Annotated in this window: 21 protein-coding genes; 5 read left to right on the top strand and 16 right to left on the bottom strand. The window is 70.9% G+C overall.

Annotated elements, in window-relative coordinates:
* Nucleotides 1-109: 109 nt before the first annotated feature.
* Entirely contained in the window at nt 110-706 is a 597-nt protein-coding gene (locus AB0B50_RS29295) for a TetR/AcrR family transcriptional regulator (protein WP_362338373.1), read from the bottom strand.
* A 45-nt stretch (nt 707-751) separates the two neighbouring features.
* Here AB0B50_RS29295 and AB0B50_RS29300 point away from each other — a divergent pair, with 45 nt between their 5' ends.
* From AB0B50_RS29300 to AB0B50_RS29315, 4 genes are all read left to right on the top strand, one after another.
* On the top strand, nt 752-2,023 hold the full coding sequence (locus tag AB0B50_RS29300; protein WP_362338376.1) for an oxygenase MpaB family protein: 1,272 nt from the start codon (nt 752-754) through the stop codon (nt 2,021-2,023).
* A gap of 196 nt (nt 2,024-2,219) precedes the next feature.
* A complete protein-coding gene (locus AB0B50_RS29305; protein ID WP_362338379.1) occupies nt 2,220-2,591 on the top strand; it encodes a phage holin family protein in 372 nt (123 codons plus the stop codon).
* The gene (locus AB0B50_RS29310; protein WP_362338382.1) at nt 2,588-2,992 is read left to right on the top strand and encodes a DUF3618 domain-containing protein; all 405 of its coding nucleotides are present in this window, start codon (nt 2,588-2,590) and stop codon (nt 2,990-2,992) included. Before AB0B50_RS29305 ends, AB0B50_RS29310 begins: the two co-directional genes overlap by 4 nt.
* Entirely contained in the window at nt 2,989-3,255 is a 267-nt protein-coding gene (locus AB0B50_RS29315; protein WP_362338384.1) for a DUF4235 domain-containing protein, read from the top strand. The genes AB0B50_RS29310 and AB0B50_RS29315 overlap by 4 nt, the downstream gene beginning before the upstream one ends.
* Before the next feature lie 232 nt (nt 3,256-3,487).
* On the opposite strand, the gene AB0B50_RS29320 is transcribed toward AB0B50_RS29315, so the two are convergent.
* Both AB0B50_RS29320 and AB0B50_RS29325 read right to left on the bottom strand, forming a co-directional pair.
* Nucleotides 3,488-4,063 (bottom strand): hypothetical protein, encoded by a 576-nt coding sequence (locus AB0B50_RS29320; RefSeq protein ID WP_362338595.1) that lies wholly within the window; start codon nt 4,061-4,063, stop codon nt 3,488-3,490.
* Between the two features lie 70 nt (nt 4,064-4,133).
* Nucleotides 4,134-4,520, bottom strand: coding sequence for a VOC family protein (locus AB0B50_RS29325; RefSeq protein WP_362338387.1), 387 nt, complete (start codon nt 4,518-4,520; stop codon nt 4,134-4,136).
* Nucleotides 4,521-4,685: 165 nt separating this feature from the next.
* Here AB0B50_RS29325 and AB0B50_RS29330 point away from each other — a divergent pair, with 165 nt between their 5' ends.
* Nucleotides 4,686-5,348: a phosphatase PAP2 family protein gene (locus tag AB0B50_RS29330; RefSeq protein WP_362338390.1), complete on the top strand. Its 663-nt coding sequence runs from the start codon at nt 4,686-4,688 to the stop codon at nt 5,346-5,348.
* 101 nt (nt 5,349-5,449) lie between these two features.
* Here the strand turns inward: AB0B50_RS29330 and AB0B50_RS29335 are convergent, their stop codons facing one another.
* Genes AB0B50_RS29335 through AB0B50_RS29395 form a run of 13 tightly spaced genes read right to left on the bottom strand, consistent with a single transcriptional unit; the run spans nt 5,450 to nt 19,923 of the window.
* A complete protein-coding gene (locus AB0B50_RS29335; protein ID WP_362338598.1) occupies nt 5,450-6,775 on the bottom strand; it encodes a glutamate-1-semialdehyde 2,1-aminomutase in 1,326 nt (441 codons plus the stop codon).
* A gap of 25 nt (nt 6,776-6,800) precedes the next feature.
* Complete coding sequence (gene rfbC / locus AB0B50_RS29340) at nt 6,801-7,352, bottom strand: dTDP-4-dehydrorhamnose 3,5-epimerase (protein ID WP_362338392.1); 552 nt, start codon at nt 7,350-7,352, stop codon at nt 6,801-6,803.
* Nucleotides 7,349-8,608, bottom strand: a complete 1,260-nt coding sequence (locus tag AB0B50_RS29345) for a polysaccharide pyruvyl transferase family protein (protein ID WP_362338395.1) — start codon at nt 8,606-8,608, stop codon at nt 7,349-7,351. Before AB0B50_RS29345 ends, rfbC begins: the two co-directional genes overlap by 4 nt.
* Nucleotides 8,605-9,561, bottom strand: a complete 957-nt coding sequence (locus AB0B50_RS29350; protein ID WP_362338398.1) for a glycosyltransferase family 2 protein — start codon at nt 9,559-9,561, stop codon at nt 8,605-8,607. Before AB0B50_RS29350 ends, AB0B50_RS29345 begins: the two co-directional genes overlap by 4 nt.
* Nucleotides 9,558-10,841 (bottom strand): hypothetical protein, encoded by a 1,284-nt coding sequence (locus tag AB0B50_RS29355; RefSeq protein WP_362338401.1) that lies wholly within the window; start codon nt 10,839-10,841, stop codon nt 9,558-9,560. Before AB0B50_RS29355 ends, AB0B50_RS29350 begins: the two co-directional genes overlap by 4 nt.
* A complete protein-coding gene (locus AB0B50_RS29360) occupies nt 10,838-12,112 on the bottom strand; it encodes a DUF4910 domain-containing protein (RefSeq protein WP_362338404.1) in 1,275 nt (424 codons plus the stop codon). Before AB0B50_RS29360 ends, AB0B50_RS29355 begins: the two co-directional genes overlap by 4 nt.
* Nucleotides 12,109-13,134, bottom strand: a complete 1,026-nt coding sequence (locus AB0B50_RS29365) for an NAD-dependent epimerase/dehydratase (RefSeq protein WP_362338407.1) — start codon at nt 13,132-13,134, stop codon at nt 12,109-12,111. Before AB0B50_RS29365 ends, AB0B50_RS29360 begins: the two co-directional genes overlap by 4 nt.
* Nucleotides 13,135-13,137: 3 nt before the next feature.
* Nucleotides 13,138-13,800, bottom strand: a complete 663-nt coding sequence (locus AB0B50_RS29370; RefSeq protein ID WP_362338410.1) for a PIG-L family deacetylase — start codon at nt 13,798-13,800, stop codon at nt 13,138-13,140.
* Nucleotides 13,797-14,591 (bottom strand): glucose-1-phosphate cytidylyltransferase, encoded by a 795-nt coding sequence (locus AB0B50_RS29375; RefSeq protein WP_362338413.1) that lies wholly within the window; start codon nt 14,589-14,591, stop codon nt 13,797-13,799. Before AB0B50_RS29375 ends, AB0B50_RS29370 begins: the two co-directional genes overlap by 4 nt.
* Nucleotides 14,588-15,886, bottom strand: coding sequence for a class I SAM-dependent methyltransferase (locus AB0B50_RS29380; protein WP_362338416.1), 1,299 nt, complete (start codon nt 15,884-15,886; stop codon nt 14,588-14,590). The genes AB0B50_RS29375 and AB0B50_RS29380 overlap by 4 nt, the downstream gene beginning before the upstream one ends.
* The gene (locus AB0B50_RS29385; protein WP_362338419.1) at nt 15,883-17,160 is read right to left on the bottom strand and encodes a glycosyltransferase; all 1,278 of its coding nucleotides are present in this window, start codon (nt 17,158-17,160) and stop codon (nt 15,883-15,885) included. The genes AB0B50_RS29380 and AB0B50_RS29385 overlap by 4 nt, the downstream gene beginning before the upstream one ends.
* A gap of 2 nt (nt 17,161-17,162) precedes the next feature.
* The gene (locus AB0B50_RS29390) at nt 17,163-18,398 is read right to left on the bottom strand and encodes an O-antigen ligase domain-containing protein (RefSeq protein WP_362338422.1); all 1,236 of its coding nucleotides are present in this window, start codon (nt 18,396-18,398) and stop codon (nt 17,163-17,165) included.
* Nucleotide 18,399: 1 nt separating this feature from the next.
* A complete protein-coding gene (locus AB0B50_RS29395; RefSeq protein WP_362338425.1) occupies nt 18,400-19,923 on the bottom strand; it encodes a right-handed parallel beta-helix repeat-containing protein in 1,524 nt (507 codons plus the stop codon).
* Nucleotide 19,924: the final 1 nt, after the last annotated feature.

Consider the following 19,924-nt stretch of genomic DNA (forward strand, 5'->3'; position numbering starts at 1 on the left):
ACTCCCCTGCCGTTCCTGGCGCGTCGACGGTCACACGCGGCCTTCGAACGGTCAACGACCACCTGCGCGCCATGGCTGAATTGCCGTACGCCACGTGACCGGTCGGGGGTCAGACCGTCTTCGTCCCGGTCAAATAGTTGGTCACCAACGTCGTGAGCTCCTCGACCAGTTCCTCACGCCGGATCGCGGGGCGTTCCAGGACCCAGCGGACGCTGAGCGCCTCCATCGCGGACACGATCACCCACGAGCGCGTGGTCCCGCCCCGCTCCCCCGGCGCCCGCCCCGCGAGGTAGGCGGAGCCCAGGTCCTGGATGCGGCGGCGCAGCGCGTGCAGATGGTCCTCGCTGTACCGCGGCGGAACCTCCTCGGTCACAACGCGAAGCAGTTGCGAATCGTGCTCCATCGCGGACAGCAGCGCTTCCACCGCGTTGGGGATCAGCCGCTCCGGCGGATCGGTGAAACGGTCGGCCAACGACGCCGTCACCCGGTCGCCCGTCTCCGCCCAGAACCGCTCCATGAGGACCGTCAGCAACTCGTCCTTGTTGCGAAAGTACTGGTAGAGGGAGCCCGGACTGATGCCCGCCTCGTCCGCGACCCGCGTGGTCACGAAGCGTGCGTAACCGTCGCGTGCCAGCACCGTCCGCCCTGCCGCGACGATCCGCTCCACCATCTGGCGGGACCGCTCCTGCCGGGGCTCCTTCCGCATAACGCGAATTGTATGCGAGCAAATATTCGCGTTAAAACGGGTCGCATGACGCAGATCAGCGAGGTCCGTGACACAGGCCGCTTCCCGAGCCGCTTCCGGGAGGCCGAGGACCGCGGTCGCAGGATCGCCCGCGCGATCTTCCTCTTCGCCGACATCGACAAGGACGTCGACGAGACGCTGATGGAGCGTCTGGGGAACGCGCTCCTCGAACGCGACGAGTTGGGCGCCGCCCTCGCCGAGGCGATGCGGCTGCCCGCCGGTGATCCGGATCGCGTCACACACGCGCAGATCGGCGAGGCGCTGTCCGCGGCCCCCGATGTGCCCAGGGAACTGCCGCCCGCGCTGCGGGCCCTCCTCGACCACGCGACGACCGTGCCCGACTGGGTGGACTGGGACCGCGTCGAGCGGGGCGCCGCGGCCTACCGCTATCTCGGCCGCAACTCCGGTGACGTACTCACTCTCCTGTCCCTCATCGGCGGCTACCGCTTCGGCGGCCCGTCCGACCTGCTCGTCCTCACCGGAGGGCTGACCGGCGGCACGACGCTGCGACGCCTGGGCGAGACGACCAAGTGGTCCCATGCCGTCACCCGGGCCGGGGGCCTGCGCCCCGGCGCCGAGGGCTGGCGCCTGACGGTTCATGTGCGCGCCATGCACGCCCTGGTGAACGCGCGCTTCGAACCCCGCTGGGACACCGGGCGTTGGGGATATCCGATCAACCAGGCCGACCAGGCGGGCACGCTCGGGCTCTTCGACAGCACAGTGATCGTCGGCTGCCTCGGACTCGGTGTGCGGCTCACCCGCGCGCAGCGCGACGACCTCATGCACCTGTGGCGCTGCATCGGCTGGTTGATGGGCGTCTCACCGGAGTGGCTGACCGACGACGAGAGCGTCCGGCATCGCTGGAACCACCACATCCTGCTGGCCGCCGCCGGGCAGACCCAGGCCGGCCGGGACCTGGCGCGACAGACCCTGGACGCCCAGGCCGAACGCTGCTTCGGCCACCGCGGCCCTGCCCTCGAACGGCTCCACCAGCGCTACGAGAGGGCCCGTCAGGCGAGCCTCCTCACCGCCTTCATGGGGAAGGACGGCATGCGCGACCTGGGGCTGCGCCGCCGGATCCCCTGGGCGCTGCTCCTCTCCCTCGCGAGCAACACCGTCCGGTACAGGGTCCTCGGGGTCCTGCCCGGAGGCCGGAGGCGGCTCGAGGCGCGCGGCGCACGGATGCAGGACCGGCATATGGCCTCGATGTTCCGCGACGCCCCGGCCGCCGTCGCCGACCTGCCGGAGGCCGAGCGCGAGGCAGCCGTACGACGCTGAAGCACCGCACACCGCCTTGGTTCCGAGCCGCCCTGTCCGGGGTACCCGCGCGTCCGTAAGGACCGGGAAGCCTGCGATGCGCTCCCGGCCGGTACGTCGAGAAGGACGGGAGGTGATCGCCGTGTCAGGCACGAAGTCACATGTCACCGCACAGGATCGGGACACCGGTCGGGATCGGGGCCCCGGTCATGAGCCGGTGAGCGAACTGGTGCAGCGCGCCTCGCAGCAGCTGACCGAGCTGGTGCGCGGTGAACTGCGTTTGGCGCAGGCGGAGATGAAGGAGAAGGGCAAACGCTACGGCAGGGGCGGCGGTCTGTTCGGCGGCGCCGGCGTCGTCGGGTTCCTGATGCTGCAGGCACTGGTGGCGACCGCGATCGCGGCTCTCGCCGTGCCGCTTCCGGTGTGGGCCGCGGCGCTGATCGTCACCGCCGTGCTCGGCGTGCTCGCCGCGGTGCTGGCGGCGACCGGCAAGAAGCAGGTCGGCCAGGCGGCCCCGCCCGCCCCTGAACAGGCCATCGACAGCGTCAAGGCCGATGTGGCCACGATCAAGGAGAGTGCCAGGCGATGACCCAGCCGCCGCATGACGAACCCACCGCCGCCGGTCCCGAGGAACTGCGCGAGCAGGTGGAGCAGACCCGTTCCGAGCTCGGGGAGACGATCGAGGCGCTCGCGGCCAAGGCCGACGTGAAGGCCCGGGTGAAGGACAAGGCCGCCCAGGTCAGGCAGCAGACGGAGGTCAAGGCCGCGGAGGCGAAGGATCAGGCCGCGGCCAAGGCCGACGTGGTCAGGGCCAAGGCCGCCGACGTGGCGCACCAGGTGCAGGACACCCTGCCCGACCCCGTACGGCACCAGGCCGCCCGAGGCGCGCGAACCGCCCGGGACCACCGCACCGCCCTCCTGGTCGCGGCAACCACCGGAGCGCTCGTGCTGTGGCTGGTCTCCCGCCGCGGGAGGGGAGGACGCTCGTGAAGGCATCGACCATCGCCTACAAGCCGGTCGGCTTCGCGCTGGGAGCCGTCAGCGGCATGATCGCCGCGGCGATGTTCAAGAAGGCGTGGAAGGTGCTCGGTCACGGCGAGGAAGCCCCGGACGCCACCGACGAGGAACGCAGCTGGCACGAAGTGCTGCTCGCCGCCACGTTGCAGGGAGCGATCTTCGCGGCGGTCAAGGCCACCGTCGACCGCGCGGGCGCCAGCGCCGCCCGCGGTCTGACCGGCAGGTGGCCCGGCTGACCGCCATGAGAGCCGACCGCGCAGAGAGCTGACCACACATCACGCGGACGCCCGGTGGCGTCGGCCGGGACGCCACCGGGCGCGCGGGAGATCTGGTCGGACCTGGTTGAACCGGTTGAACCAGGTCGAAACAGGTCGCACCAATCGGCAGGGCCTGCGTGAGCCGGGACCGGCGGTCATGTCGCCGACCAGCAGACCGCGGGCCTCTCCCACACCACACCGTGGTCGTCGTTCACCGCGTGCGAAGCGTGGCGGCATGATCCGCTCGGCGTACTTCTCCGGCTGTCAGGACGACGAACGCGGCACCGATGAACAGCATCCCCGGGATCACGAGCATGGGGCGCCGGTCGCTCGCCAGGACAGCTTCGTACCGGCTCCGGGAGACCTCGACCCTGCCGCGCGCGTGCGGAGTGGTGTCGAGGGCGAAGTACCGGCCTTCCCTCATCTCCGCAGCCTGCAGGTTCGTCCCGCCTCCCATGGTGACGACCGCCATCACGGCGCCCGACACGAACAAGGCCGCAAGCCCCACTTGGACCTGGCCAGGAAGGCATCGGAAGGCCAGCCACAGCGACTGGCGGTCCGTGCGCGCCAGGAATCCACGCACCAGGGCGGAAAGGAAGACCGGAGGCAGCAGCGCGAAACCCGCCACCACCAACCACCTGGCCCCGGCCAACGAGAAGGTTCCCGGCAGCCAACTGAGCGCGGTCAGTACCAGGAGCACAAAGCCCAGTACGACCGCGACACCACCGTGCAATTTGAATGTCCAGCCCATGTTGCTCCGCAGCCTGGCACATGCGGAATTCCGCATCGATTCCACGGCCGGGCAACAATGGCCGCTCCAAACTGCCGTATCGGCACACCTGAAGCGGCAATGGTGCTCAGTCGAGGCAGAACTCATTGCCCTCGATGTCCTGCATGACGATGCAGGACTCGTTCTCGTCATCGGCAGGCAGCAGCCGTACGCGTACGGCGCCGAGCGGGATCAGGCGCGCGCATTCCGCCTCGAGTGCGGCGAGGCGCTCCTCGCCCACGAGGCCGGTGCCGACCCGTACGTCGAGGTGAACCCGGTTCTTGACGACCTTGCCCTCGGGAACGCGCTGGAAGAACAGCCGCGGGCCCACGCCTGTGGGATCGCTGCAGGCAGACCACGAACCCTGATCCTCGGAAGGCGATACGACGTACCCCAACACTTCGCACCAGAAGCGGGCGACGCGCTCGGGTTCCGCGCAGTCGAAGGTGACTTGGAACTGCTTGATCGATGACATCGGCGCACCATAGCAGGGGGAATTCGTTGGATATTCCCCGGCCTCCTTCAACTCTGCTAGTTTCTCGGGCAGTTGTGGTCATTGATGGATGGGTCGGACACGACGGGGGGGCTCGCGTTGGATCGCCTGGCCGGAGCAGGACCGGAACAGGAACCGAGGCCTCTGGTGCTGCCCTCTCTTCTGCGCGCGTGGCTCGGGCTCGTCTCGGTCCTCGCCGCGCCGGTGGTCGTCGTGATCGGGATCCTGTACGCAGGACACAGCGAGCCCGGCACGGTGGACAGGTGGGTCATCGACCCCACCGCGGACAGCGTGCGGCCCCCATGGCGGAACGTCGCTCTGGTCATCGACTTCTTGGGGGAGCCCGCCGGAGCCGCGGTGTTGGTCGTGGGCCTTGTGGCGGGCTGCCTGTTCCTTCGGCAGCCTCGCGCGGCGGTGCTCGTCGTCGCCGCCTCCGCCATGACCGTGGTGACGGCGACGCTGCTCAAGTACCTGGTGGGACGCACCATCCACGGCGACGACAACCTGTCCTACCCGAGCGGGCACACCGCCTTCCTCACCGCGCTCGCCCTGGTGGTGGCGCTGCTCGTGACGGGGCGGCTCGGGCTCGGCCGGACGTCCGGGGCGCTCCTCGTGCTCGCCGCGGCGCCGGCCGCCGGTGCCGCCATGGGCTGGGCGCAGGTGGCCCTGGGCGCGCACTACCCGACCGACGTCCTCGGCGGCTGGTGCACCGCGCTGGCGGTGGTACCGGCGACCGCGTGGCTGGTCGACCGGACGGCCGACCGGCTGACCGATCGGATGGCGGACGCCGGTCGGCAGGAGAGCCGCTGACGCCACGCCACGCCCGCTCACACCACCTCAGCTCAGCTCAGGTCAGCTCACCTCGCCCCATCCCACCTCGCCCCATCCCACCTCACCTCACTCCACCTGACTCACGCCAAGCGCCGGAACACCGGTTTCACCGGCCGCCCCGCCAGCCAGGGCGTGGGGTCCCCTGCGTCCAGCGCCTTGCGGTACACCGCACACGCCTCCCCCACCACGTCGACGGTCCGGTCGATGTCGGCGTCGTCGAGCGCGCTGCTCACCACGAACGACGGGGCGAGGACTCCGCCCGCCAGGAGTCGGCGCAGGAACAACGTGCGGTACCGCTGCGACGGCTGCCCGCTCTCGTCGAGCGTGGCGAAGACCAGGTTGCTGGCCCGCCCCCGGACGACGACGTGGCCGCCGACGCCCATGCCGGCCGCGGCCTCGCGGACCCCCGCGGCCAACCGCTCGCCAAGAGCGTGCAGCCGCGCGGTGATGCCCTCCTCGACGTAGGTGGACTGGACCGCCATCGCGGCCGCCAGGGAGTGCGTTTCCGCACCGTGCGTGGTGGACAGCAGGAACACCCGCTCGCCGGAGTGACGAAGGCCGCCCCGCTCCATCAGCTCGCGGCGCCCGGCGAGCGCGGAGACGGCGAACCCGTTGCCCAGCGCCTTGCCGAACGTGGAGAGGTCGGGGACGACGCCGTACAGACCCTGGGCGCCCGCCTCCGACCAGCGGAACCCGGTGATCATCTCGTCGAAGATCAGTACGCAGCCGTGCCGGTCGGCCAGTTCGCGCAGCCCCGCGAGGTAGCCGGGCGGGGGCTCGGTGTGGGTGGCGGGTTCGAGGATCAGGCAGGCGACCTCGCCCTGGTGGCGGGTCAGGACCTCCTCCGTGGCGGCCAAGTCCCCGTAAGGGAACGCCACGGTGAGGTCGTTGATCGCCGCCGGAATACCGGCGGACATCGGCGTCGTACCGATGAACCAGTCGTCGACGGAGAAGAACGGATGGTCGCCGCAGAGGGCCACCCGCGGGCGTCCGGTGACGGCGCGGGCGAGGCGCACCGCGGCGGTGGTGGCGTCGGAGCCGTTCTTCGCGAACTTCACCATCTCTGCGGTCGGCACCGTGGCCAGGAAGCGCTCCGCGGCCTCGACCTCCACGACGGACGGCCGCACGAAGTTGCTGCCTCGGTCGATCTCCCGCCGCACCGCCTCGGTCACGCGTGGATGGGCGTGGCCGAGGCTGACCGACCGCAGCCCCGATCCGTACTCGATGTAGCGGTTGCCGTCGATGTCCCACACGTGGGCGCCGCGGCCGTGGCTGATGACGGGGGCCAGGTTCTCGGGGTACTGGTCGTCGCCCTTGGCGTACGTGTGCGCGCCCCCGGGGATCAGGGCGTGCAGCCGCTCATTCGCCTTGCGCGACCGGGGCAGGAGGAACTCTTCGGAGTCCACGGGTACTTCACCGTCCACGGGTACTTCACCCTTCTTCTTGCTTCAGGACCTCGGCGAGGCTCGGCGCCTCCCGGTCCCGCTGGGACATCGACGTGACCGGCAGCGGCCACGGAATGGCGAGCTCCGGATCGTCGTAGGCGATCGTCACGTCCTCGGCCGGATCGTGCGACCGGTCGATCCGGTACGAGGTGTCGGCGGTCTCGGTCAGCGCCTGGAAGCCGTGCGCGCACCCGGCCGGGATGTACAGGGTCACCTGCGTCTCGCCGGACAGTTCGAAGAAGGCCGCGTTGCGGTACGTCGGCGAGTCCGTGCGCAGGTCCACGACGACGTCGAAGATCTTCCCGTACGAGCACCGCACGAGCTTGGCCTCGCCGGCACCGGAGCGCAGGTGCAGGCCGCGCAGCACGCCGCGGGCCGAGCGGGACACGCTGTCCTGGATGAAAGCGTGCGGGTCGAGGCCCACCGAGCGGGCCACCTCGGCGTCGAAGGTGCGGCAGAAGAAGCCGCGCTCGTCGGCGTACGGTGTCGACTCGAAGAGGAACGCGCCGGCGATCTCCGGGACTTCGGTCGCTTTCATGGGTTCTCCTGCCGGGCGTGGGTGCGGTCGGCGGTCGGGAAAAGGGCCGCGGTCAGGGCGGTGAACTGACGCTCCAGGCGCCGGGCGACGACCTGGTTCCGCTCGGCCAGGATCTGTCGCAGCTCGGCCGACCGCCGCTCCACCTCCCGGAACTGCTCGAGGAGGTGGTCGGCGTCGATCTCGCGAGCCGGGTGGCGGTACGCGCCGAGGCCCATCTGCGCCATGAGCGCGTCGCTCTTCGCCGCATAGCTGAGGGCGAGCGTCGGCGTGCCGACCTTCAGCGCGCAGATCAGGTTGTGGTACCGGGTCGCCACCACGGTGTCGGCCGCCGCGGTCTCCTTCATGAGGTCGGCCAGCGAGGCCGTCTTGGCCTCGGTGACCAGCGGCGAGTCCACCGCGTCGAGAATCGCGGCGACCACCGGCGCGTCGCACTCGTCGCCGGTGAGCAGCCGGACCGGCCGCCCCTCCTCGACCAGCTTGCGTACGAAGCGAGTTGTCCCGTCGAGGTAGCGCCGGTGGATCTCGTCGGCCCTGGCTCGGTCGTCGTCACCACCGTGGAAGGCCATGACGCCGACACAGACCGGGCCCGCCGGTGCCGCGGGCTCGCCTGCCTGCGTCGCTGTCGCTGTCGGCGCGGGCGTCGGCGTCGGCAGGGCGAAGGCGAGGTCCGGATAGACCTCGTCGCGCGCGGTGTTCACGCCCATCGTCCGCATCGCGTCGCGGGACTGGTCGTCGCGGTACGAGCGGTACGTGGCGAGCCGCGCCGACCAGCGCACCAGGGCCCGGGTCGCCCGGTTGCCGATCGGTGCGGCGCCGACGCCGACCAGCGCGACCCGCGTGCCGGACAGCCTGCCGCTCGCGCAGAGCAGGAACAGCGCGTACGGGAAGCCCCACGGCCGCAGCGGCAGCGTGGCCTCCAGGACGCCCATGCCCGGCACGATCACCACGTCGTGGCGGCGCACCCAGGCGGCGGTGCGGACGGCGTCGACGACCTTGCCGAGCCCCTTGGCCGCGATGGCACCCGCACGCGATGCGGTCCGGTACTCCCCTCGGTACCAGTGCAGCCGCGTCGCGGGGATGCCGTACCGGGCCGCGACGACCTCGGGCCCGCCGCACAGCGCGTCCACGGCCGCCTGCGGGTGCTCGGCGCGGAGGTGGCCGAGCACGGCCTCCAGCGACCCGTCGTTGCCGAGATTGCCGGAGCCGAGCAGGCCGAACACCCCTACACGCACAGGGGCGTTGCTCGTCGACCTCATGTCCGTCGCCCCTCACGTCCGGCGACGAGGTCGTCGAGGGAGACGCTGAGCAGTCCCGGGTCGACCGGCGCGCGGTCCTCGACCCGCTCCCCCGCGCCCGGCCGGGCGCGACTCGTCATCCATGTGAGCAGGTGCCGATAGCACGCGCGCCGGTCGGCCGAGGACAGCGGCGCCCGTTGGATCGCCGACGCGAAGCCCCAGACGTACTCGGCGAGCAGCCGGGGCGTCGGGTGCAGCAGCCCTGCCCTGCGCGGGTCCAGGTTGACGCACCGGGAGCGCTTGGAGGGGTTCGCCCGCTCGGCGCGGGTGGGGTGGTCGCGACGGAAGTACAGCAGTTCCGGCACCTGGTGGAACCGCCCGTGCAGAGTGATCTCGGCGACGAACGTGCGGTCCGCGTGGTGGTAGCTGTCGTGCGGCTTCACCCGGCGCAGCACGTCGGCGCGCATCACCCCGTAGAAGTCGTCGCCGCCGGGCTCGAACAACAGGCTGCGGAACCGCTCCGGCGCGCGCGGCGAGTCGGTGGCGAGGGTGTACTCGTACGGGACCTTCACCTTGCCGTCGCCGTCGATGACCGCCTGATCGGAGTGCGCGAGGACGACGTCCGGCCGCTCGTCGAGAACCTCCACGCAACGCCGCAGCAGGTCCCTGGCGTACAGGTCGTCGTGCGAGGCCCACTTGAACAGCTCGCCGCGGCACTGGGTGAACACGTAGTTGTGGTTCGGCGCGGCGCCGATGTTCCGGGGCAGCCGGAGGTAGCGGATACGCGAGTCCTTCGCGGCGTACCGGCGGCAGATGTCCTGGGTCCCGTCGGTCGAGGCGTTGTCGGTGATGACCAGCTCGAAGTCCTCGTACGTCTGGCCGAGCAGGGCGTCGAGCGACTCGGCGAGGTACTCCTCGCCGTTGTACACGGGCAGGCCGATGCTCAACCGGGGAATGCGTCCAAAACCGGTCATGTGGTCCTCACTTCGGAAAGGGAATTGCGGTGGCGCTCGCGCAGGGCGGCCCGCAGTTGCAGCCACCAGACGGCCGAGCCACAGGCGGTCGCGGCGGCGACACCCCAGGCCGAGCCGACGGCGCCGCCCACGGCCGCACCGCCGAGCCCGCCGCCGACGTAGCAGGCGGAGGCGAACAGTTGGACGCGCAGGCTGCGCCGGGCGGCGGCGAGCGCGCGCAGCCCGGCCGCCGCGCCACTGCCGAGCCCGGCGCCCGCGACGCCGAGCGCCGCCGGAACGATGAGCTCGGAGGCGGAGCTCCAGACGTCGCCGAGCACGAACTCGCCGAGCCTGTCGGGCACAAGCAGCAGCGCCGCGCCCCAGAGCACCGCGCCGGCGGCGAGACCGGCGCCGAGCAGCAGGCAGAACCTCGCGAGGCGGTGCGGGGCCTGCCGCAGCACCCGTGCCGCCTCCGGGACGGTGACCAGCGAAAGACCCATCAGTACGGCGAGGAAGGGGCCGAGCAGGAGCTCGGCACCCCGGACCACACCCACCGCGCCGACCCCGACGATCAAGCCGAGGCCGTAAGCCCGCAGTTGGGCCGCGCCGCTGACGCCGACGTTCTCGACCAGGTACCGGTAGCCGAGGTCGCGCTGCTCACGAAGCCACGCGCGCGCTTCGGTCAGCCGGGGCCGGATGCCGGACTGGAGGCAGCCGTACCCCGCGGCCACCGCGGCGGCCGCGCCCCAGGCGAGCACGAAGGCGGCCACGGTGTCCACACGCGCCGCCACCACCATGGCCGGGACGAGCGCGACGGTCGCAAGGACGTCGTTGGTGAACGCCTTGCGCCCGGTGCCGGCGGCGAAGAACGAGAACCGCCAGGCGTCCTGAAGGAGCAGCCCCGGCAGGACGACGCCGAGGGCGGCGAAGGCGGGCCCCACCTGACCGCCGAGAGCGAGCCCGGCCACCAGACACACCGCGCCGATGGCGCCGCCGACGCCAAGCGCGGTACCCGTCGACCGGGCCGCCGCCGCGCGCCAGGACTCGGTCGACACACCGCTGAAGCGCACCACGAGCGGATCGGTGGCAAGGCCGCGGGAGACGTTGAGCACCACGCCGTAGGTCACCCAGGCCAGGCTGAACACACCGAACGCGGTCAGCCCCAGCGACCGTGCCACGTAGATGCCCACCGCGAAGTTGTTCAGGCTGCAGACCGCCTGGTCGGCAAGGCCCCAGGAGAGCCGGCCCGCCATGGCCCGCTTGGCGGTCCGCTTCTCCCCCTCGGTGGCCATCGACGTCATGCCTTGATCAGCCCGGCGCCGTGCAGGGCGTCGGCCGCGGCGGCGACGGCCTCGAACGGCAGCCCCGACCGCTCGGCGACGTCGAGGAGACCGTGCTCGCCGTCGGAGAGGCTGAGCACCCAGAGCATGGCCATCTGGGCCTCCTTGGCGTCGCTGCGCCCGCCGAGCGAGTCGTACAACCCGCGCCTGCCCAGCTGGGGTTCGCCGTACGGGCTGAGGTTGACGTACCGCCGGTTGCGGTCGAGCACGGCGAACGCCTCGCGGCAGACGGCGAGCGTGTCCTCCATCGCCTCCGGGGAGACGAAGTCCGGGTTGTCCGCCGAGGTGTGGTACTCGGGGTACCCGGCGTACGGGGTCCGGCTGAGCGAGCCCACGCCGAGATCGAACCCGGGCGAGCAGTACTGCCGCTCGTCGTATCCGTACGGGGTGAACTCGTCGACGCGGTGCGGGCGTTCGGATGCGGCAAGGACGTGCCGCATCACCCGGTCGATCTCCGCGTCGCCTCGCCTGCTCTGTTTGTACGTCAGTTGGCCCCGGTCACCGGCGCAGGCCAGCACGAGGCCGTGCTTGACGTGCTCGACGCGCTCCGCGTTGCGCGCCAGCCAGGTGATCGCCCCGATGGTGCCGGGCGCGTAGATGAACCGGTAGGTGTAGTACGGAGTTTGCTCCGCCAGGGCCTGGGCCAGGAACGTCGCCACCGCGATGCCGGCCAGGTTGTCGTTGGCCAGCGACGGATGGCAGACGTGGCAGGAGACGATCACCTCGTCCGGGACCTGCCCCGGGACCACGTGCTCGGCGTAGGTGAGGTGACCGTCTTCGAGCGTGGAGTCGACGCACACCTCGTAGTCGCCGTCGGGCAGCGCGTCCAAGGTGTCCTGAGCCAGGCAGAACCCCCACTCCGGCTTGTAGTAACTGGTGCGGTACGGCACCCAGTTCGGGTGGTCCGGCAGGGTGTGCAGATGCGGTCGCAACTCGGCCAGCGGCATGGTCCGCGCCACCGGCACGCTGTAGCCGAGCACGTGCAGGCTCGACGCGGCGAAGTCGATGACACGGTTGCCCGCGGAGTCGGCGACGTACGCGTCCCGGATGTTCCACTCCTGCGGCACCGTCCAGTCGAGCACCTGCGTCCCGGTCGGCACCTCGCGCACCTGCAGCGGGACGTACTCACCGACGATCTCCAGGGTGGCGCGGACACCGTCGCCCGTGATGCTCCGGCAGAGCGGATACAGCCGCTCCACCAGGGCGTGCATCCGCTCGCCCGGCGTGGTCATCGGCGCCGCCGCAGGGTGTCGTCGACGGTGCCGGCCTCGGACTCCGCGCGCAGCACGGCGAGGCGGGTGAAGCGCTGCTCGAAGTCCTCCCGGGTCAGCCCGTGCTCCCGGTAGGCGTCGGCGAGTTCGTGCGCGCCCTGCTTCACCGTCCACTCGCAGTCGAAGCCGGGTATCGCGTCGCGGAAGCGGGAGAAGTCCACCCGGTAGGACCGCGGATCGGCGCCGGTCTCCCCGGTGATCACCACCTTCGAACCGGACACCGCGTCGGCGACCTGCTCGGCGATCTCGGCGACCGTGACGTTGTTGACCTCGCTGCCGATGTTGAACGCCCGGTCGTGCACCGCTTCCCGCGGCGCGGTCAGCGCGGCCGTGAACGCCCGCGCGATGTCGGCCGCGTGCACCAGCGGCCGCCAGGGCGTGCCGTCCGAGAGCACCAACACCTCGCCGGACAGGAGCGCGTGGCCCACCAGGTTGTTCAGCACGATGTCGGCGCGCAGCCGGGGCGAGTAGCCGAAGGCGGTGGCGTTGCGCATGTACACCGGGCTGAAGTCGGCGTCGGCCAGCGCGTGCAGGTCGTCCTCCACCCGCACCTTGGACTCCGCGTAGGGCGTCACCGGGCGCAGTGGAGCGTCCTCGGCCACCAGCTCGTCGCCGCCCGCGGCGCCGTAGACGGAGCAGGTCGACGCGTACAGGAAGCGCCGCGCACCGGCCTCGCGGGCGAGGCGGGCCAGGCGTACGGACGCGTGGTGATTGATGTCGTAGGTGAGTTCCGGCGCCAGCGCTCCCAGCGGGTCGTTGGACAGCGCGGCCAGGTGGATCACGGCGTCCACCCCGGCCACGTGCTCGGCCGTGACGTCACGCAGGTCCACCCGGTGCCCGGACGGGTCCGCGGGCGGCGGGCCGAGGACGCAGTCGGCGAACAGGCCGGCGTCGAGGCCGACGACTTCGTGCCCGGCTGAGCTGAGGACCGGGGCCATCACGGTGCCCAGGTAGCCCTGGTGTCCGGTCAGCAGTACGCGCAAGGTTCATTCCCCCAGAGTGAAAGTGCCGAGATCGAGCGTGAGTTTGGCGGCATCGAACGCCTCCGCGTAGCGCGCGTGGCATTCGATGCCGCGGATCCGCGCGAGGCCGAGGAAGGCCTCGCGGTCGTACCAGGGGCGGTGCCGCTGCGAGGGGTAGTGCTCCTGCAGCAGCCGCACCTTCTCTTCGGCGATCCGGTCCGACAGCGGCTGGTACGCCGAGGGGCGGCCGAGATCGCCGTCCCACTTGACGATCTCGTAGCCGAGTACGAGGTGATCGCGGAACGCGGTGGGTATCAGCCGCGCCAGGCCGCGGTGGTCCTGGTGCGCGTCCTCGGTACGGGGCGCGAGGACCAGATCCGGCTCGGTCCGCGCGCGCAGTTCCTCCACCGCGGCCTTGGCCTCTTCCCAGTGGGCGGGGAGTCGGCCGTCCGGCAGCTTGTGCACGGTGAGGCGCAGGTCGGCCCCCGGGCAGAAGGCGGCGAGCGCGGCCTGCTCCTCCTGCTCCCGGTCGCTGCCGCCGCCGGAGAGCACCAGCGCGTCGACGCGGATGCCGGGGTGCGCGCGGCACATCGTCAGGAGTGTGCCGCCGGCGCCGATGGCGATGTCGTCGCAGTGTGCGCCCACCGCGACGATCCCGTTCAGGGGTCCGGCCCCGAGCCGGATCACGCGTTCGCTCCGACGCGGTCCCGTTCCCACACGGCCCACGGGCGGTCGCCGCGGGCGTACGACTCGTCGAGCGCGGCCCGTTCCTTCACGGTGTCCGTCGGCTTCCAGAAGCCGCGGTGCTGGTGCGCCACCAGGCGTCCGCGCTTGGCCAGTTGGGCGCATCCGTCGGCGACCAGGTCACCGTTCTCCGGGATGTGGTCGAAGACCTCCTGGCGGAGCACGAAGTAGCCGCCGTTCTCCCACAGCGGCATGTCACTGACCGCGGTGATGCCCCCGACCAGGCCGTCCTCGCCCAGGTCCACGCAGTGGAACGAGGACTGCGGCGGCACCACCATCATCGAGGCACCGGCGTCGCGCCGGGAGAAGTTCTCGATCATCTCCGGCAGCGGGGCGTCGGTGAGCACGTCGGCGTAGTTGGCGAGGAACATCTCGTCGCCGTCCAGGTGGTGCCGCACCCGGCGGAGGCGTTCACCGATCGGCGACTCGATGCCGGTCTGCGCGAACGTGATCGTCCAGTCGGATATGTCGGTGGACAGGAGCTCGGTCTTCCCGCCCCGCAGCACGAAGTCGTTGGACGTCGTCTCCTCGTAGTTGAGGAAGAAGTCCTTGATGTGGTGGGCGCCGTACCCGAGGCACAGGATGAAGTCCCTGTGGCCGTAGTGCGCGTAGTAGCGCATGACATGCCAGATCAGCGGCCGCGGGCCGACCATCGCCATCGGCTTGGGCACGTCGTCGGAGGTGCCGTTGCGCATCCGCATCCCGTAACCACCGCAGAACAGAACGACCTTCATGCTGTGCCCTCTTTCAAAGACGTGCCCTCGACAATGCTCAGTTCCGGGATGGGAAAGACCAGGCGACCGCCCCACTCGTGGACGAAGGACAGCTGCTCGGTCAGTTCGGCGCGCAGGTTCCACGGCAGGACGAGCACGTAGTCCGGCTTGTCGGCGGCGATCTGCTCCGGCGGCAGGATCGGGATGCGGGTGCCCGGCGTGAACCTGCCGTGCTTGTAGGGGTTGCGGTCGACCGTGTACGCGAGCAGGTCGGGCCGGATGCCGCAGTGGTTGAGCAGGGTGTTGCCCTTGCCCGGGGCGCCGTAGCCGACGACCGTCTCACCGCGCTCGGCCGCTGTGATCAGGAACTTGAGGAGGTCCCTGCGCACCTTGGCGACGCGGGCGGAGAACTCCGTGTACCCGGACAGCTCCTGGAGACCTGCGGCCTTCTCGCGGGCCAGCACGTCGGCCACCTGCCGGGACGGCTCACCGGCCACCTCGGCGGGCCGGGCCCACAGCCTGATGGAGCCGCCGTGCGTGGGCAGCAACTCGACGTCCACGAGCGCGAGTCCGCCGCTGGCGAGCGCCCGGATCGCGGAGGCGACCGTGTAGTACTGGAAGTGCTCGTGGTAGATCGTGTCGTACTGGTTCTCCTCGATCAGGGTCAGCAGGTGCTGCACCTCGATGGAGACCCAGCCGTCGTCGGCGACCAGGGCGCGCAGCCCCTGGGTGAAGCCGACCACGTCGGGGATGTGCGCGTACACGTTGTTGGCCACGACCAGGTCCGCCGGGCCGTGCTCGGCGCGGACGGCCGCGCCGGTCTCGGGGGACAGGAACTCCGTGAGCGTGGGTACGCCCGCGTCCCGTGCGGCCGCGCCGACATTCACCGACGGCTCGATGCCCAGGCAGCGGATTCCCCGGTCCACCACGTGCTTCAGCAAGTACCCGTCGTTGCTGGCGACTTCGACCACGAAGGAGCCGGAGCCCTCAGCGCCCTCAGCGCCCTCAGTGCCCTCAGCGCCTTCGGAGCCGAGACCCACCCGCTCCACCGCGTCGGCGACGAACGCGCGCGCGTGCTCCACCCAGGAGGTCGAGAAGGAGGAGAAGTACGCATACTCGCTGAACGTCTCCTCCGGCGTGATCAGCGGCGGGATCTGCGCGAGCCAGCAGTCGGTGCAGACCCGCAGGTGCAGCGGGTACGCGGGCTCCGGCTCGTCCAGTCGGTCCGCGGCGAGAAAGCTCTCGCACGGCGGGGTGGCCCCCAGATCGACGACGCTCGCCAGCGTCGCCGAACCGCAGAGTCGGCATCCTGTCATTTACTTTCCCCATCCCCCCTGCTCACGCGGGTGTCCCGTCGTGAGCCGGTGTTTCCATTACCTGACGGCAGCGGGCTGTCCCCGCCGCCTGACCGCACCGCGATCGCGGTGCGGTACCCCTCCAACAGGCGCTCCAGGCCGACGGCCGGGCTGAAGCCCTGCTCGTATCGGCACCGGGCCGCCTGGCCCATCTCCCGGCCCAGGCCCGGTTCGGCCGCGATCCGGCGTATGCGGGACGCGAGCGAGGCCGCGTCACCCGGCCGGTGAAGAAGGCCGGTCACCCCGTCCTCGACGAGCTCGACGAAGGCTCCGTGACCGGCGGCGACGGTCGGGACCCCGGCCGCCATCGCCTCGACGACCACCAGGCCGAACGCCTCCAGCCAAGTCGAGGGAGCCACCACGGCGACCGACCGGGCGATGGCCTTCTGGCACTCAGCCGTGTCGTACAGGCCGACGTAACGCACGTCGTCCCGGCCCGCCGCCCAGGCGGTCACCTCCTGCTCCAGCGGCCCCGTGCCCGCGATCACGAGCGGCACACCCACACCGCCGCTCGCCGAGAGCTCGTCCCACGCGGCCATCAGCAGGCGTACGCCCTTGGCCTCCGCGAGCCGCCCGAGATAGAGCACGTGCTCGCCGTCACCCGCTCGTCGGGCGCACGGCTCCGGCACGAAGTTGTGTTTCACCGCGAGGCGTTCGGCCGGCATGCCGGACCGCACCAGGACGTCGCGCTGCGCCTCGGAGATGCAGAAGAACCGCTCCACTCCGGACCACCACCGCCGCCGGTTGACCTGCAGGCTGACCGCCAACGGCACGGTCGCGAGGCGGGAGTTCCGGTAGCAGCCGTGCCGGACGGCGGGCAGCGGTGTCCTGCCGACGCACTCGGTGCACGGCCGTCCTTCCCGCTGCAGCGTGCCGGGCGGGCAGACCTGGGTGTAGTTGTGCAGCGTGGCGACGACGGGCACGTCGGCGTCGGAGCAGGCGGCGAGGACCGCGGGCGACAGAAGCGGAAAGACGTTGTGGACGTGGACGACGTCCGGCCGCTCGGCGCGGAGCCGGGTGGCGAGTTCGGAGCGGACCGCCGGGTTCCACGGCACGAGCAGCGGCACCGCGACCTTTCCCGGCAGGGACCGGTCGGCGATGGAGTCGCTGCGCCGCTCGAACACCTCGACCCGGTGGCCGGCCGCGCGCAGCAGCTCCACCTCCTGGTCGACGACCTTGTTCTCCCCGCTCGGCTGCGCCGACGCGTAGCGGTTGTGCACCACGAGGACGTGCATGCTCAGGTCATCTCCGATCTCCGGGCCCATCGCGGGACACGTCGTCGAGGGGCTTCGGGCGTCGGGACGGGGGTGGTCGCAGCGGCGGGTACCGCGAGGAGCGAGGCGGCCACGGCCAGGTGCAGCAGATACGGCGAGGCGTCGCCGAGACCCGCCTCGGTGTACGAGGCGATCGCGCAGTAGCTGATCAGGAAGATCGCGCAGGCCCGCTGCAGCGACGGCGGCCGCAGCAACGCGACGCCGCCGAGCACGAGGAGGATCGTCGCCACGATGGCGGAGCCGATCAGGCCCTGCTCGTGGTAGACGGCCAGCCAGCTGTTGTCGATCGGAAGACCGCCGAACGACTTGTCGCCCAGGCCCATGCCGAACACCTGCTCAGAAGTCGTCCGGGGAGCGGTGAGCAGCGCGTCCCATACCTTGGCCCGACCGGTGAGGCTGGACAGCCCTTCCTCGGTCTGTCCGCGCAGGAACCACGCCTGCAGCGCGGAGGCGAACCCCACCGCGGCCACCGTGGCGATCAGCACCGCCCAGGCGAAGAACCGGCGGGCGGCGGCGCTGGTCAGGACGAGCGAGCCGATCGCCACCGCGAGGCCCAGGAGCAGACCGAGCGTGGCCGTCCGGGTATGGGTCAGCGCGAGCAGGACGAGGGACGGCACGATGACCACCGCCGCGCCGGCCCTGTCGATCCTGCGGCCGAGGACGAGCAGCACGGTGAGCCCGATGATCACCGCGGCGTACTGCCCGATCTGCGGCGGGGTGAGCGGCCACAACGCGCCGACAAGACGCCCGCCGTAGAGCTCGGGCCTGGCGGCGCCCGGCGAGATGGCAAGGCCCGCGACCACAGAGCCGAGCACCACGAAGTACATCCGGATGTGGTGCCTGACGAACGTCAGGCTGCCGTCCCACCAGCGGCTGAGCAGCCACAGCGTGGCGACGAAGAGAGCGAGACGTCCGCAGCGGAACAGCGCGCCCAACCCGGACTCCAGACCCGCGCTGGCGATCACGCTGGGCACGATCAGCAGGGTGAGCAGGAACACGAAGGCACTGGGGCGGATGCGCAGCCGCAGATTGACGGCGAGGGCCAGCGCGAACGCGGCGACCAGCGCGCCCATCGTGACCATCTGGATGAGCGAGCGGGGCAACGGGATGATCGTCTTCGCCCCGGCGGAGCCGAGCGTGTTGAGGACGAGCAGCCCCCAGACCGTCCCGACGATCTTCGACGTGCGGTGCGCGCCCATCTCAGCCACCGTCCCGTGCGCGGAAGGTGCTGCCCTTGTCCTGCCGGTACGGCGTGCCCTGCCACTCCCCGAAGTCGAGCACCTTGCTCGGGTTGTGGGCCACGAACTTCCACGGGCCGAGGTAGACGTTGTCGTGCCAGCGGTTGTCCTGCTTGCGGGTGATCGCGTCGGCCACCCGCTCGCCCTGGTAGGGCGACCATTCCGGATAGGTTCCGTAGTTGGCGAGGACCGCCATGCGGTCGCATCGCGACGTGCACTCGACGACGGACTTGTCCAGGACGAAGCGGTTGTCGTGGATGTCCACCCGCTGGGTCTTCCACCGGCAGTCGGCGTAGAGCGGCGCGGTGGCGATCTTCGGCCGCGCGCAGCGGTCGGCCTTCTTCACCAGCAATGTGCAGTCACCGGTCGAGGTGTTGGCCGGGCTGTTGCAGAACCGGTCGGCGTTCTCCCACAGGGTGATCCCGGACCAGTTGTTCTCCAGGACGTTCCGGTCGACGTCGATCTTGTCCGTGCGGGCGCGGATCCGCGGTTCGCCGCCTGACTCGGACAGATAGATCGTGGCGAACGGGAAGTTGTCGCCGCTCTCGGCCTCCCTGCGGCCCTCGACCCAGTTGTTCTTCCGGATCGTGTTCTTCCGGATGACCGCGTTGTAGCTCGTCTCGTAGATCAGCGCGGCACCGTCGTTGGCCTCGATCAGGTTGCCCTCGATGCGGAAGTCGTTGTTGTTGGTGTCCGCCCACAGCCCGGTTCCGCGGTTGTCGTGCACCCAATTGCCGCGCACGTCGGCGCCGTTGACGGCCCAGAACTTGATGCCTCCGGTGCAGCCGCAGCCCTTCCGCTTGCGCTCCCAGTCGCCGGTGTTGTTGCCCACGATCTCGTTGCCCTCGACCACCAGGTCGCGGATACGGCCCTTGGCCTTGTACGCGTTCATGCCGTACTGGCCGTTGGCACGCAGGCAGTTGGCGCGGACCCGCTGGCGAGCGCCGGCCATCAGCCCGGCGGCGGAGTTGTGCTGGATCGTCGCGTGCTCGATCACCCAACCGTCGGCCGAGTCGTGGTTGACCACGCCCTGGTCGTGCGGCGCGACGAAACGCTGCACGGTCAGGTGGCTGATCGTGACGTCGGGGGCGGCACCGCCGAACGCGTACTGGTTCTTCTTCCCGCCGTCGAAGACCGCGCCGGGCGCGCCGAGGTAGCGGTTCCCCTTCTTGGGGACGACCTGGGAGTAGCGGTTCGGATCGAGCCTGTGCTTGCCGGGACGGAGCCAGAACGTGGTGTTCGCAGGGTTGCTCTTGGTCTTCGCGGCCAGGTCGCCGACCACCGCCGGGTCGACCGTCACCGCACCCTCCGGCGCCTTCGCGGGACCGGCCGCCGGCTTGGCGCACACCCGGGCCACGGACCTGGACGGCGCGGCGTCCGACTTCGGCCGCGCGTCGTCCGGCGCGCTGTCACAGCCGGTCGCCGCCAGCAGGACCAGCGCCAGCGGTGCCGCCGGCAACGTCCAGTGCCGCCACTTGATCCCCACA

The organism is Streptomyces sp. NPDC041068 (assembly GCF_040647455.1).
GTDB lineage: Bacteria > Actinomycetota > Actinomycetes > Streptomycetales > Streptomycetaceae > Streptomyces.